Raw genomic sequence first — 14,484 nt, 5'->3', positions numbered from 1 at the left:
GCGATAGTTTGGTGCGGCGCAGCAATTGCCTGCGGCCGGTAAAAGGCTTCTGGCTCCAAGGGCTATCGCCAGGCGGCACAAACGCGCTTTCCAGCGCCGCTAGACTGGCCGGATCGGGCGTCTCTCGCCCTGTTTTTTTCTATTCACCAACAGCCGCGCCCGCACTCTGCGGCTGCTCTGGTCGTCCGGTTTCCGCCCCTGGTGTGGCGCACACGCTGTGCCCCTCCACCTCTGTCCCTTCACGGTCAGCGCGCCCGGACCCCTTCTTCAGGAGATTGGTGCATGTTTTCTTGGTTTGAGCGGCGTGTGCCGCCCTATCCCGCGGCCGAGCCCCAGGTTCCACCCAAGGGATTTTTTGCTTTCATGTGGGCCTGCACGCAAGGCATGCGCGGCTGGATCGGCCTGCTCACGCTCACCTCGGCGCTGCTGGCGGTGTACGAGGCGGCGCTGTTCGCGATCATGGGCCATGTGGTCGATTGGCTGGCCACCTTGTCGCCCACCCACTTCTGGGCCGATCAGGGCCGCACGGTGATCGGCATTGTGGTCATCTTGCTGGGCAGTGTGTTGTTGCTGGCGCTGCACACGCAGATCATGCACCAGGTGCTGGCCATCAATTTCCCGATGCGTCTGCGCTGGGTCTTCCACCGGCTGATGCTGGGCCAGAGCATGTCGTTCTATGCGGACGAGTTTGCCGGCCGCATCACCACCAAGATCATGCAAACCGCGCTGTCGGTGCGCGAGGTGATCTTCATGATCGTCGACGTGCTGGTGGGCGTGAGCGTCTACATGATCGGCATCCTCATCCTCGCCGCCAGCTTTGAGTGGCGGCTGATGATTCCGTTCGCGCTCTGGCTCATCGCCTACATCTGCGCCTGCATTTTCTTTGTGCCGCGCCTGGGCAAGATCGGCAAGGCGCAGGCCGATGCGCGCTCGCTGATGACCGGCCGCGTGACCGACGCCTACACCAACATCGCCACCGTCAAGCTGTTTGCCCACACGCGCCGCGAAGCCGAATACGCCCGCAGCGCCATGGATGCTTTCAAGCAGACCGGCTATGCGCAAATGCGCCTGGTCAGCCTGTTCGAAATCTGCAACCACCTGATGATCACCTTGCTGCTGCTCGGCTCGGCCGGCACGGCGCTGTACCTGTGGATGCAAGGCCAGGCCAGCGCCGGCGTGGTGGCCGCGGTGATTGCGATGGCGCTGCGCCTGATGGGCTATTCGCACTGGGTGATGTGGCAGATGACGGGCTTGTTCGAGAACGTCGGCACCATCCAGGACGGCATCAACACGCTGACCAAACCGCGCACCATCGTGGACGCACCAGATGCGCTGCCATTGACCGTGCCAAAAGGCGAGATCACCTTCGACAACGTGAGCTTTGCCTACAAGGACGCGGGCCGCCCGGTGATCGACCACCTGAACCTGACGATCAAACCGGGCGAACGCATCGGCCTGATCGGCCGCTCCGGCGCGGGCAAATCCACCCTGGTCAACCTGCTGCTGCGCTTTCACGAGCCGCAAGCGGGCCACATCCGCATCGACGGCCAGGACATCGCCCACGTCACGCAAGACAGCCTGCGCAGCAACATCGGCATGGTGACGCAAGACACCTCGCTGCTGCACCGCTCGATGCGCGACAACATTCTGTACGGCCGCCCCGACGCGACCGAGGCCGACATGCTGCGCGCCGCCGAGCGCGCCGAGGCGGCCGACTTTATCGGCAGCCTGACCGACCGCTACGGTCGCACCGGCTACGACGCCCAGGTGGGCGAGCGCGGCGTCAAGCTCTCGGGCGGCCAGCGCCAGCGCGTGGCCATTGCGCGGGTGATGCTCAAAGATGCACCGATCCTGCTGCTTGATGAAGCCACCAGCGCGCTCGACAGCGAAGTGGAAGCGGCCATCCAGCAAAGCCTGGACAACCTGATGCACGGCAAAACCGTGATCGCGATTGCGCACCGCCTCTCCACCATCGCCGCGATGGACCGCCTGATCGTCATGGACAAGGGCCACATCGTCGAAGAAGGCTCGCACCAGCAACTGCTGGCGCGCTGCGGCATCTACGCCAAGCTGTGGGCGCACCAGAGCGGCGGCTTTTTGGCCGAACCGATAGAAGGGCCGCTGTAAGCATCCTGCCGCAGCACATTCTTCATAAAAGCCGGCAGCGCGCTCTTGCAGCGCTGCCGGCTTTTTTCTGCACATTGTCTGCACAGCGATCCCCGTTTGCTGAACAAATTACATCCAGGTGCAGAACAATCCATCCCGAAGCAGCCCATTTATCGCCCGGCGTTGCGTGCCTAAACTCAATGCATCGATCAACAAAAACGACGCCAAACGCTGTTGAGCGAGCCGGCCCGCCACCGTGGCCCGCCGGTATATTTCAGGAGTTAAACCATGAACGCACGTATTTTCTCTATCGCCGGTGTTGCTGCCCTGATGCTGGGTGCCGGTGTTGCACAAGCCAACCCATTTGAAGGCGACCAGGCCATTGCGCCCCACCAGTCGCTCACCAGCGCCGTGAGCCGCGCCGATGTCCAAGCCCAGCTGAACGCCGCTGAAAAGAACGGCACGATGATCCTGAACGGCGACCGCTTGCAAGCCAACGTCTATGAGCAAGGCCAAGGCCAGCTCAGCCGCGCCGAAGTCATCAAGGGCGCCCATGACGCCATGGTGGCCGGCAAGCTGCCCGAAGGCGAAAGCTTCGGCGAATAAGCACGGCGCTTTTCCCCGGCAAGCCCAGCGGGCCCAGCAAGACCCGCGGCTTCCCCTGCTTCACGTGGGCGCGCTGTGCGCCCCGACCTCGACACTCTGCCAGGCCACCGCGTGAAGCAACGCATTTATTCGGTGACCGGCCTTCCCGGCCACCACGGCATGCAGTGCGTGGCACGGCCTGAGGATCCCCTCCCCGGATCCGCAGCCGCACAAGCTCTCAGGCCGTGCTTTTCAGGCCACTGCCGGCTCCTATCCGGCAGTGGCCTTTTTTGCGGCAGATTGTCAGCGCCTACGCATGCTGGAGGGTAAAAAAACGCTCGACGCAACACTCGCAGGCTGTTGGCTGTTTCACCACCCCTTCAGCCAGCGCCTGTGGTCGCAGCAAACGGCGGCGGTTTGGCTGCCGCAGGACAGCCAAACTTCGTGAACTGACTTGCGACATCTGTCTGAGCGGAGACCCTTGGGTCGCAGCGAGTTATGGCGCACGCCGCCGTTTGCTGCGAGCGCAGGTTGCCCCGAAAGATTCGCTACGCGAAGCTTTCGGGGACGCTGGATGTAGGGCACGTTTCTTTGCTGACTTTCTTGCCGTGCAGCAAGAAAGTCAGTCGCCCGCCGGGGCGAAATCCCGGCATCTGCGCGAAGCGCAGAAGTCCTCGCAGAGAAAAATGTTCACCGCTGCGCGCAAGCTACAAAGCGAACGGCTGCAAGCATTGCCGCACAACACATCAGCCCCTCATGGCAACACATCCACAATCACCTCCCGTGACTCGGCGCGGCCTTGGTCGTCAATGGCGCGCAGCACATGGCGCTGGCCGGTTTCTGCCAAAGGCGGCATCCAGGTGATGCCTTCGCCGGGGGCGGTGCGGCCTACCAGGGAGTCGTCGGCGAACCAGTAGATGCTTTGGCTGCCAGCGGCGGCTTCGGCGCGCAGTACCAAGGGCTCGGGTTTGCTGGTGCGGATCTGGTGGCGCACGCCGCGCAAGGGGGAGCTGATCAGTGGTGCGTTTTCGGCGGCGGTGCTGCTTGGCTCGCAGGCGGCATCGCTCATGTCGGCACGCGGCAAACCGGCTTGGCGGAAGAGGCGCTGCATGTCGCTGCCCCATTGCTCAACCACTTGCTGGCGTGCGCCCGGTTGCGGGCCGCAGACCACTTTGCCGCTGCTTTCGTCTACCCACACCGTGCGGTGCAATTGGCTTACCTGGATGGGCGATTTGCCGGCGATGAACCAGGTGTTGCTGCGCACCGGGCAGAGCGCATCGGGCAGGCCGCCGGTGGCTGCACACACTTCCACCTGGCGCAGGTTGGCGGGCTGGCGCGTGGCGACTTCGCCGGGGTCCAGGCGCTCGGCGCGCAGCGCATCCACCATGCGCAAAAACAGCGGCGCCGCAGCGTCTACGCCCACCAGGGCCGGGTTGCTGCTGCCGTCGAAATTGCCCACCCAGACCACCAGCACATGGCGGCCAAACACGCCTGCGGTCCAGGCATCGCGAAAGCCCCAGGAGGTGCCGGTTTTCCAGGCCACGGCCGGGCGTGCGGGCAGAGCGCTGTCCGGGCGCGGCGTGTGGCGCAGCATGTCGAGGGTGATGAAGGATGCTTCTTCGCTCAGCAGGCGTAGCGGCTCGGCGCTCGGCTCCTGGCGGGCGCGCTGGGTGTAGCGCAGCGGCTGCACCAGGCCGCCATTGGCCAGGGTGGCGTAAAGCGATGCCAGTTCTTCCGAGCTGACTTCGCCGCCGCCCAGCACCAGGGCCAGGCCGTAATGTGCTTCGCTTTGCAGTTTGCGCACGCCGGCCAGGCGCATCAAGTCGTAAAGATTGGGTTTGCCCAGCTTGGCGGCCACTGCCACCGCGGGGATGTTGCGGCTGCGGATCAGTGCATCCTGCGCGGTCAGCGGGCCGGCAAAGCGGTGGTCAAAGTTCTCGGGCGTGTAGGGGCCAAAGGCGGTGGGTGCGTCTTTGAGCATGGTCTTGGGGTGCAGCAAGCCCTGGTCCAGCGCCAGCGCGTAGATGAAGGGTTTGAGCGTGGAGCCGGGCGAGCGCTTGGCCTGCGTGCCGTTGACCTGGCCGGCAATGCTGTTGTTGTGCCAGTCGGCCGAGCCGATGAGCGCGCGCACTTCCATGGTCGATGCGTCCAGCAGCAGCGCGCTGGCGTTGTTGATGCCCACGCCGGCATGGCCGCGCAGGTATTGCGCCATGACGCGCTCCAAGGTGGCTTGCATGCGCAAGTCGAGCGTGCTGCGGATCTCGGGCGTGCCAGGCTCTTGTGCCAGCAACATGTCGGTGGCATGCGGCGCAATAAAGGGCAGGCTGCCCCGCGATTGTGCTGACAGGGCCAGCACCGCATCGGGCGCGTGCTCGCGGGCTTGCGTATCGCGCTCGGCCCACAGCGCCCACAGGCGTTGGCGTGCTTGCTGCAGCTCGGCATTGCGGCCGCGCTCGGCAATGCGTTTGACCGGGTTTTGCGGAATCACGGCCAGCGTCAATGCCTCGGGCAGGCTCAGCTGCGCAGCGTTTTTGCGGAAGTAGATCAGGCTGGCCGCTTGCACGCCTTCGATGTTGCCGCCGTAGGGCGCGGTGTTGAGGTAGGCCTCCAGAATCTCGCGTTTGCTGTGGCGTGCTTCCAGCCACAGCGCAGCGGCCATTTGCGCCAGCTTGCCGCTGTAGCTGCGGCTGTCTATGGCGTAGAGGCGCCGCGCCAATTGCATGCTGAGCGTGGAGCCACCCTGGCGCCGGCCGCCACTGGCCGTGCTCCAGGCGCTGCGCAGCAAGGCCGCCGGGTTGACGCCCGGGTGCACGTAAAAGCGCCGGTCTTCGTAAAGCAAAACTGCATCGACCAAGCTAGGCGCAATGCGCTCTAGCGGCACCCACAAGCGGAATTGCTCGTCGGGCGCCAAGGTCAAGCGCAGCAGCTCGCCGTTGCGGGCGTAGACGGCGCGGGAGCTGGTGATGGATTCGGCCAGCGAAGCGTGCGGTGTGAGGCGCAGCACGGCCAGCACGATGGCGAGCAAAACGCCGAGCCCAGCGAGATAGCGCCAGCGGATGCGGCGCTGGGTTGGGGTGGGCGCGGTAGTGGTTGGCATGGCGTTGGTGCTAGTGCCGCTGGTCCTCACCACTGCTCTGAGGGTGAGGAGAAACCGATGCGGCGATTCGCATCACTGCGCCACCACTTTGAGCCGCGCGGCGGCGGAGCGGGCGAAGACGCGGCGGTCGTACATGGCTTCGCCGTAGGCAGGTGGCACCACAAAATCGCCGACGTTGGTGGCACGCGCCTGGTAGCTCACCTCGGCCATGGTGTTGCTGACGTTGCCGTAGAACACTACGCGGTCTTCGCGGATGTCTGCGTAGTGCAGCTGCCAGTTGCCCTTGGTGCTGAGGCGCTTTTTCCAGATGGGCGCGTCGGCATTTTCTTCGCCGTCATCGCCAGCGGCTTGCAGCACGGGCTCCAAGCCGCCAGGCAGCATGTCAACCAGGGCCACATTGCGCAGGCCGTTCGGATCGGTGCTGCGCACACGTACGCGCACCGTCACGTCGTCGCCCACTTTGACTTGTTGCACCGGGTTGCCTTTGGCGTCGAGAAACTCGTGGATCACCTCCATGCCTTGGTTCACGGCAGCCTCGGGCAGTTGGCGCTCAAAGCCTTGCTCGGACCAGCTGTAGTAGAGCGGGAAATCGCTGTCGTTGGCCAGCTTGATGCTGCGCGTGCCCACGGGCACGGGCGCTTGCGCCATCGGGTTGAGCGAGCCCAGCGCCAGGGCGGCGGCGCGGCCTTGGGCGTCCAGCGTTTGGGCGCTGAATTTGCCCTCTGCGTTTTGCCCCACAGCGCTGAAGTAGGCATCCACGGCCAACAGCATCGAGGCGGACGACAAGCTGTTGTACCAGCCATCGCGCACCATGCTGCCCATGCTTTCCCAGACCGACGGCGGCAAGGTTTTGAGCCGAGCCGGGAAGTGGCGCGCCACCAGTTGCAAAGTCAGGCTGTCGTGCACCAGCGGGTCGTAGTAGCTGCCCCAGACATTGCGCCTTTGCTGCTTGTCGGCGCGTTTGGTCAGATCGCTCCACACCGGGCTCAGCAACTCGTTGGCCACCTGTTCTTGCTTGACCAGCTGGTAGCTGGCGGCCAGATAGGCTGCGCCCAGATCGCTGGCCCAAGCCTGCTCGGGTTTGCTGCGGCGCAAGGCTTCGCGCAGGTTGGCCAGCGCGGCCGGCGCCACAATGCCTTGGCGCGTGAGCAGGTACACAGCTTGCGTGCGCTGGCGCCAGGCGTCTTGCGTGCTGCTGCCTTGACCGAGCCAGGTTTGCAGGTACTGGTTGGCCCTGCTCAGCATGTCGGGCGGCACGGGCAGTTTGTGCTCTTTGGCCTCTACCAGTAATTGCAGAACGTAGAGCGTGGCAAACGGGTCGTCGCTGGCTCCCGGCCACAGGGCAAAGCCGCCATCGGCTGTTTGGCGCGAGCGCAGTTGGCTCAGGTAGCGCGCGAAGGTCTGCTGCGGATCGGGCAGCGGGCTTTGCTCGGCGCTGCGGCCGCGTTGCAGCTGCTTGGCCAGCTCGGGCCGGGTAGACAGCAGCACGGCGGGCAAGGCCTGGCTGGTGATCTGCTCGGTGCAGCCGTGCGGGTAGGCCTCCAGGTATTGCACCAGGCCGGCGGCCATGGACCAAGGGCCGGCGGACAGCGCCAGATCGCTGCGGCGGTAGTTGGGGTACAGATCGGCCTGGCTCTTGAGCTCGCCGTTGCGGCGCAGGCTGCCGGCCTGCACCAGCGTGACGTGGGGCGACGCCGGGCGCACGCTGACCTCTTCGGTCAGTTTGGCGCTGAAGCCTTTGTGGCTGGCGCTGAAGGCCAGGGGCGCCGAGCCCAGCACCGCGTTGGCGCCTGCTTTGGCGCGCAGCTGGAACTTGGTGCCGGCCTCGCCGCGTTCGTTGACTTGCAGCGTTTGCGTTGCGTCGCCCACCACTTCCAGGCCGCCACCGGCTTGCAATGTGAGCGCAATCGGCGCGCTCTTGCCCGAGCCAACGATGTTGTTGGCCAGGCCCACGCCTACTTCCACCGTATCGCCCGGCGCCATGGCCAGTGGTGCGTTGGGCAGAATCACCATGTCGCCGCGCACGGTGGTGGTGGTGCTTTTGGCGGCCGTGCTTTGCTCGTTGACGGCCACGGCCATCACCCGCAGGCTCCCGTTGAAGCTGTCGGGCACGGTGTATTGGAAGTCGCGGCTGCCATCGACATCGACCAGGCCCGACCAGTAAGCCACCGGCTTGCTGCGTTTGCGCTTGAACGGGTTCAGGTGTTTGCCCAGCTCGCCATCACCGTCGCCGCCGGGTGCTGCGCCCTGCATGAGTTTTTTGAACTCGGGCAGCACCAGATCCAGGGTCTGCAAGGTGCCCACTTCAAGCGCACGTTTTTGGAAGAAGTGCGCCAACGGGTTGGGCGTTTTGTAGCGCGCCACTTGCAAGATGCCCTCGTCCACCGCAAACACCACGGCGCGGGTGGGTTGGTCGCTCTTGAGCGTCATGGTCACGGTCTGGCCAGGCTTGACCAGCTCATTGCTTGTCAGCTCAATCTTGGCTGTGCGTTGCGCGAGCGCGGTGGCAAACGGCACCACGCCGTAAGACAGCGGGCTCATATAGATTTCGTCCGAAGCCGGGTCGCGCACAAAGTGCACATTGATGTAGCCCGTGCCTTCAAAATCCTTGGGCACGGTGATTTTTTGCACCGACGCGGTCTGCTCGGTTTTGAACCAGGCGTGGGCGTAGACCTGGTCGCGCTCGATCGTGATCAGGCCGGCGCCGGTGTAGGGCGCGCGGATGCTGATGGCGATCTCCTGGCCGGGCTCGTAGTCCTTGCGGTCCAGCGTCAATTGCAGCTCGGCATTGCGGTCGAGCGTGCGGCTGACGTTGGCGTTGCCCGCCACGCTGTATTCGATGCGGCCCAGCTCCTGGTCTTGCGCGTTGCGCACCACGTAGGCAAAGTTGCCTGGCGTGTTGGTGTCGAGCGCCAGCGCGTAGCCGTTGGCGGCAATGGCCAGCGGTTTCTCGTCGATGCTGATCTCTTTGCGCCGCGATTCGTAGCGGAACACGCCGTTGTCCTGCTTGACGAGCACCGACAACACCTTGCGCTCCACGCGCTGCAAGCGCAGGTCGGCCACCGCCGTCTTTTGCGCCTGCGGGTTGATGGCGATGATGCTGGCGTTGCGCGCCGCGCCTTTGCTGATGTAGCCGGTGTCGCCGTCGACCTTGGTGCCGATCAGAAAGGCCAGATCGCTCACCAGGGTCTGCGCCTCGGCCGTCACGCTGCGCCCGCCTTCGGGCTCGAAAGCCTTGGCCAGCACCTGCACCTGGTAGGTGGCGGCGGCAAAGCGGGTCAGGCGCAGATCGAACTCGGCCAGGCCTTGTTCGCTGGTCTGCACTTCGCCGAGCTCGTCCACCTGGGTTTCCTTGGCGCGCTGCGGGTCGAAGAAAGCGTAGTCGGCAAAGCTGCGGAAAACCGGGAAGCTCGGGCGCAGCGTCAGCGTACCTTCCACCTTGCGGTTGGGCGCGGGCGTGCCAAACAGGTTTTGCACGTCGATCTGGGCCTTCAAATCTTTGGGGCTGACCCAGCCTTCATTCGTCTGGTTGCTCAGGCGTACGCTGACCTTGCTGCGGTCGGGCAAGAACTCTTGCACCTTCACCGTGGTGCTGCCGATCAGCAGGCCTTCCACCTCGGGCGCGCCGGGCGAGGACTGGCGCGGCAAATACAGGTTGACGGTGTAGTTGCCGGTGGGCGAGCTGTCTTGCGTGGTGTGCGCAATTTCGGCTGTGCCGCCAGGGCCCAGGCGCAGTTTTTCGCGCCGCACGCTCAGGCCGCGGGCATCGAGGATCTCGGCCTCCATCGGCAGGTCGCGCAGCGAGGTCGACCATTTGCCGGCCTTCACAATCATCGCGATGTGCATGGTGTCGCCCGGGCGGTAGATGCCGCGGTCGCTGAAGACATAGCCCGTCATCTGGTTGGGCACGCCGGCGGCGCGCAGGCCGCCTACGTCAAAGCGCGACACATCGAGGCTGCGGTCGTTGCGGTTGAAGGGCAGAAAGCTCAGGTCGCCGCCCTTGCGCACCACCAGCACGGCGGGCGCTTTTTCGCGCTGGAAGCCGGCCAGATTGGGCAGGCTGGCGCGGCCCGTGGCGTCGGTGGTTTGCGAGGCAATGGCCACGCCGTTACGGCCCCACACTTCGACCTGCGCACCGCCCACTGGCAAACCATTGGCAATGCTTTGCACAAACACGTCGCGCGTGCCGTTGATGGATTTTTTCACCACCAGGCCCAGGTCGGTCACCAGCACCAAGCGCTGGTCCAGCAGCTGTTCGGGCTTGACGCCGTCGCCACCTTCGCCACTGCCTTCTTCCTCGTTGTGGCCGTCTTCGGCGTTGTCCACCTGGGGCACGCCGTTTTGCAAAGCCAGGGCGGCATCGGCCTGCTGCTTTTGCTTTTTCTTGGGGTCGTAGCCTTGTACCTTGAGCAGGAAAACGCCGCGTCGGTCGCTCGCATCCTTGTGCAGATAGGCCGCAAAATCCACCGCCTCGTAATGCGCCCTGCCCGGCCGCAGGTTCAGCGGAATTTCTTTCTCAAAGCGGTCGACCAGGTTGTCGGGCTGAATGCCCTGGTAGAACTCGGGTTTGCTGAACTCGCCACTGCTTTGCGTCACCAGGTGCTGCAGTTGCAGCGGCAGCAGGCGGCCCATTTCCACGCGCACCCCGGGCAAATCGCGCACCAGCACCGGCAGCTTTTTCTCGCCCGACAAGGCGAGCAGCGAGCCCTGGCTCATGATGGTGAGCTCAGGCGCAAATGGGTTCACAAGCCGGACCGCTTGCAAGCCCTCGCCCAACTGGTAGCCGCCGGGCGATTTCAGGCCCTTGGCCACGCGCACCAGCAGGTAGCGCCCGCCCTCGACCAGCGGCAGGTGGAAAGCCACACTCTCGGTCACCTCGCGCTCGTTGGGAATAGCTTGCAGTGCGATTTTTTTGGAGCGCTGCAGCACCGCTTCGGTGACCGAGTCGGGCTCGGCCGACCAATCGAATTTCTCTTCGGCGTTGTCGCCCGGTTTTTGCGTGGCGGGCAGCAGCCAGGCTTGCACCACGCGGGCCAGCTCGCGCTCGTGCACCGGCATGGAGCTGCTCACCTGCAGCACATGCTCGGGCTCGCCGTTTTCGCCGGTGACGACGGTGGGCTCGATGGTGGATATCTGCAGGCTGTACAGGCCGGGAATATCCACCGAGCGGTTTTGCTCGTCACTGAGCGTATTGCCGCCGCGCTGGGCCACGGCGCCCGCAGCGAGCTGCAGCACGACGGGCCGGTTTTTCTCGGGGATGGGTAGCGCCTCCGATTGCACGGTGACCGTCTGTTTGAACTTGTCGTAGCTCACCTGGTGCTGCAGCTTGCTGCATTCGCCGCCAAGCTTGAACAGGCCGCTGCTGCAAGCCTTGTCGTAACTGAGGCTGATGCGCTTTTCCAGCTCGGCCGTGTTCACCGGGTGGCTGAACTGCAGCGTGAACAGGGCGCGCCGCACGTTGGGCAGGGTCGGGTCCTGGTAGAACTCGGCGTGGCTGATCTTGCCGCTGAAGGCCGGGCTGCTGAACTCGTATTTGCGCTGCTCCAGCTGCACCTGCGGCGCGAGGGCGTTGTCGTCCAGGCGCACGGTGTAGCGCATGCCTGCCGGCCAATCGCTGGCCGGCGTGAACTCCAGGCGCTTGGCCTGGGCCCAGCGCCATTTGCCGGGCAGGGCAGGCTCCATGCGCACGCCTACGGCTTCCTGGCCCACCAGGGCCAGCGGCGCGGCTTCTCCGCCGAAATCGATGCGCACGGGGTTGGGGCCGGCACCATCTTCCACACGGGTGCGCTCGGGCGCGCTGACGCTGGCTTTCATGACCACGGGCTCCACCGGATCAGGCTGCGCGCCGTACCACCAGGCAGTCAGCGCCGGGCGTTGCCACACGGCTACGCCCAGCAGCAAGACCAGCGGAAAAGCCCAGAGCAGGTGGTTTTGCAGCCAGCCCAGCGGGCGTGCCAGCACCCGGCCCAGCGCCCGCAGCCAGGGCGGCGCCTGCCAGCTGCCCAGCAGCGGCTGCAATATGCGCCCCAGCAGGCGAGCGACGGCACAGAGGCCGGCGCCCACGGCCCGGCTGACCCTGGCCAGTTGTTGATTTGCCCACTGCAGCATGGTGTTCCCTCTTGATAGCCTTGTGCAATCGAGTGTGCCCGTTGTCGGTGAACTGCAGAAGTCCTGTGTGAAGCCGGTGTGAAAAGCGCACAACGCCGTGTTGGAGTGGTAGAAACTGGGTAACTGCTCTTAAATAAATAGCAAAAAACACCGTTGACCAGAACCCTGGGGCAGCAAAAGGGCTGAAACGCCAATTGTGCAAACGCACATCGAATGAAACCGCGCTGTAACCGCTGCGCGGGGTATCTCATGTCAGAATGGAAACTCGATTACCGCGTGACCGGGCGCGCAGTTACCGTGCCGGCCCACGTTCCGAGACAACGACAAAGACACAGGGACTAGCGTTCATGATTTCTCCGAAGATCCGCCGAGCCACCAAGATTGTTGCGACCCTGGGCCCCGCTTCCAGCGACCCGGTGCTGCTCGAAGAGATGATCCGCTCGGGCGTCAACGTGGTGCGCCTGAACTTCAGCCACGGCAAGGCGCAAGACCACGTGGACCGCGCCCGCATGGTGCGTGAGGCGGCGCAGCGCGCCGGCCGCGAAGTGGCGATCATGGCCGATCTGCAGGGGCCCAAAATTCGCGTCGGCAAGTTTGCCGAAGGCAAGGTGATGCTGGAGCCGGGCGCCAAGTTTGTGCTGGACGCATCGCGCACCGAGCTGGGCGATATCAACGGTGTAGGCCTCGATTACAAGGAGCTGCCACGCGACGTCAGGCCCAGCGATGTGCTGCTGCTCAACGACGGCCTGATCGTGCTGACGGTTGACGAAGTGCGCGGCGACGCGGTCTACACCACGGTCAAGCTCGGCGGCGAGCTGTCCAACAACAAGGGCATCAACAAAAAGGGCGGCGGCCTGACCGCGCCCGCGCTGACGGCCAAAGATATGGAGGACATCAAAACGGCCATGTCCTTCCAGGCCGATTACGTGGCCGTGAGCTTTCCGAAAACCGCGACCGACATGGAAATGGCGCGCCAGCTGTGCATGGTGGCTGCCGCCGAATACCGCCACCGCCCCGGTCTGATCGCCAAAATTGAGCGCGCCGAGGCGATTCCGCACCTGGAAGACATCTTGCGTGTGTCGGACGGCATCATGGTGGCACGCGGCGATTTGGCAGTGGAAGTGGGCCACGCCGCCGTGCCCGCCCTACAAAAGAAAATGATCCGCATGGCGCGCGAGATGGACAAGGTCGTCATCACCGCCACGCAGATGATGGAAAGCATGATCACCAACCCGGTGCCCACCCGCGCCGAGGTGAGCGACGTGGCCAACGCAGTGCTCGACGGCACCGACGCCGTGATGCTGAGCGCCGAGACGGCGGCCGGCAAGTTCCCGCTGGAAACCGTGCTGGAAATGGTGGACATCTGTGCCCAAGCCGAAGCTTCGGCCGATTGGGATGTGGACACCGATTTCGTCGGCAAAACCTTCCAGCGCATCGACCAGAGCATTGCCCTGGGCGCACTCTTTACCGCCACGCACCTGGGCGCCAAAGCCTTGGTGGCCATGACGGACAGCGGCTCCACCGCCCTGTGGATGAGTCGCCACCGCACGCAAATCCCTATCTACGCGCTCACCCCCAAGGTCGCCACGCAACGCAAGATGGCGCTGTACCGCAACGTGCGCCCACTGCTGATGGACACCAGCGCCGACCGCGACACCGCGCTCGCCCAAGCCGAAGCCCACCTGAAAGCCCGCGACATTGTGCAAAGCGGCGACATTTACGCGATCACCTGTGGCGAGCCGATGGGCTCGCCGGGGGGGACGAATATGATGAAGATCAGTCGGGTGGTGTGAGCTTGGCAATTTGTTTGCCAAGTGGTTGGCAAGGGGTGGCGGACGCGTAGTGGTGAGCGTCCCCGTCCTTTGTTAAAGACTTCTGCGCTTTGCGCAGATGCCGGGATGTGCGCCCGGCGGCGCAGTCACTTTCATTGCTCCGCCAATGAAAGTAACCAAAGCAAGGCGGCCCTGCTGCCTGCGTCCCTTTGAATTTCGCTTTGGCGAAATTCAAGAGGGCAACCTGCGAGTGCTCGGTCGTGTGCTGCACCGTGAAACTCACTGCGAGCCAAAGGCTCTCCGTTCAAACAGACACGGTGAGTCAGAGCACGAAGCAGTTGCACTCTGCGGTGCAACTGCCAGCCCACGCCCTGTGCTCCTCGGCGCATGCAAAAGGGGTGGGGGCGGGATAGCTTCGTGGAAGAACGAATGTCATTTACGATGACTTGCTGTTCAACTTTCTCTCCTGCGAGAAAGAGCGAGGGCTGCGGTGCACACCACCCAATTGCAGATCGTGTGCCAAAGGTAAGGCCGTACCACCCTCATCCCTAGCCGGGCGCCCCTAGCCTTCTCCCGCCAGCGGGAGAAGGAGTAAACAGCCAACAGCCAAAAACCGACACGTGCCGTGGTTGGCTAGCACAGCTCTCGCAGGCCGTTGGCTGTTCCTCCACCCCTTCAACCAGCGCCTGCGATCGGAGTAAACGGCGGCGGTTTGGCTGCCGCAGTACAGCCAAACTTTGTGCTCTGACTCGCAGACGCTGTTTGACCGGAGCGCCTTGGCGCGGAGGGAGTTCGTATGCGCGCCGCCGTTTGCTT

At 64.3% G+C, this 14,484-nt stretch carries 5 protein-coding genes; 3 read left to right on the top strand and 2 right to left on the bottom strand.

The window, feature by feature from the left end:
• Nucleotides 1-282 precede the first annotated feature (282 nt).
• Together ACFIQF_RS07930 and ACFIQF_RS07925 are read left to right on the top strand one after the other, a co-directional pair.
• The gene (locus ACFIQF_RS07930; RefSeq protein ID WP_393941740.1) at nucleotides 283-2,127 is read left to right on the top strand and encodes an ABC transporter ATP-binding protein; all 1,845 of its coding nucleotides are present in this window, start codon (nucleotides 283-285) and stop codon (nucleotides 2,125-2,127) included.
• Nucleotides 2,128-2,394: 267 nt separating this feature from the next.
• A complete protein-coding gene (locus tag ACFIQF_RS07925) occupies nucleotides 2,395-2,712 on the top strand; it encodes a DUF4148 domain-containing protein (RefSeq protein WP_393941738.1) in 318 nt (105 codons plus the stop codon).
• A gap of 733 nt (nucleotides 2,713-3,445) precedes the next feature.
• Here ACFIQF_RS07925 and pbpC read toward each other — a convergent pair.
• On the bottom strand, nucleotides 3,446-5,788 hold the full coding sequence (gene pbpC, locus ACFIQF_RS07920) for a penicillin-binding protein 1C (RefSeq protein ID WP_393941737.1): 2,343 nt from the start codon (nucleotides 5,786-5,788) through the stop codon (nucleotides 3,446-3,448).
• 72 nt (nucleotides 5,789-5,860) lie between these two features.
• On the bottom strand, nucleotides 5,861-11,896 hold the full coding sequence (locus ACFIQF_RS07915) for an alpha-2-macroglobulin (protein ID WP_393941736.1): 6,036 nt from the start codon (nucleotides 11,894-11,896) through the stop codon (nucleotides 5,861-5,863).
• A gap of 347 nt (nucleotides 11,897-12,243) precedes the next feature.
• On the opposite strand from ACFIQF_RS07915, the gene pyk reads away from it, so the two are divergent.
• The gene (gene pyk / locus ACFIQF_RS07910; protein WP_393941735.1) at nucleotides 12,244-13,689 is read left to right on the top strand and encodes a pyruvate kinase; all 1,446 of its coding nucleotides are present in this window, start codon (nucleotides 12,244-12,246) and stop codon (nucleotides 13,687-13,689) included.
• The last annotated feature ends 795 nt before the right edge of the window (nucleotides 13,690-14,484 follow it).

The organism is Comamonas trifloxystrobinivorans (genome assembly GCF_043359985.1).
In the GTDB taxonomy this organism is placed as follows: domain Bacteria; phylum Pseudomonadota; class Gammaproteobacteria; order Burkholderiales; family Burkholderiaceae_C; genus Comamonas; species Comamonas trifloxystrobinivorans.
This window is presented reverse-complemented; position numbering and strand designations above follow the sequence as displayed.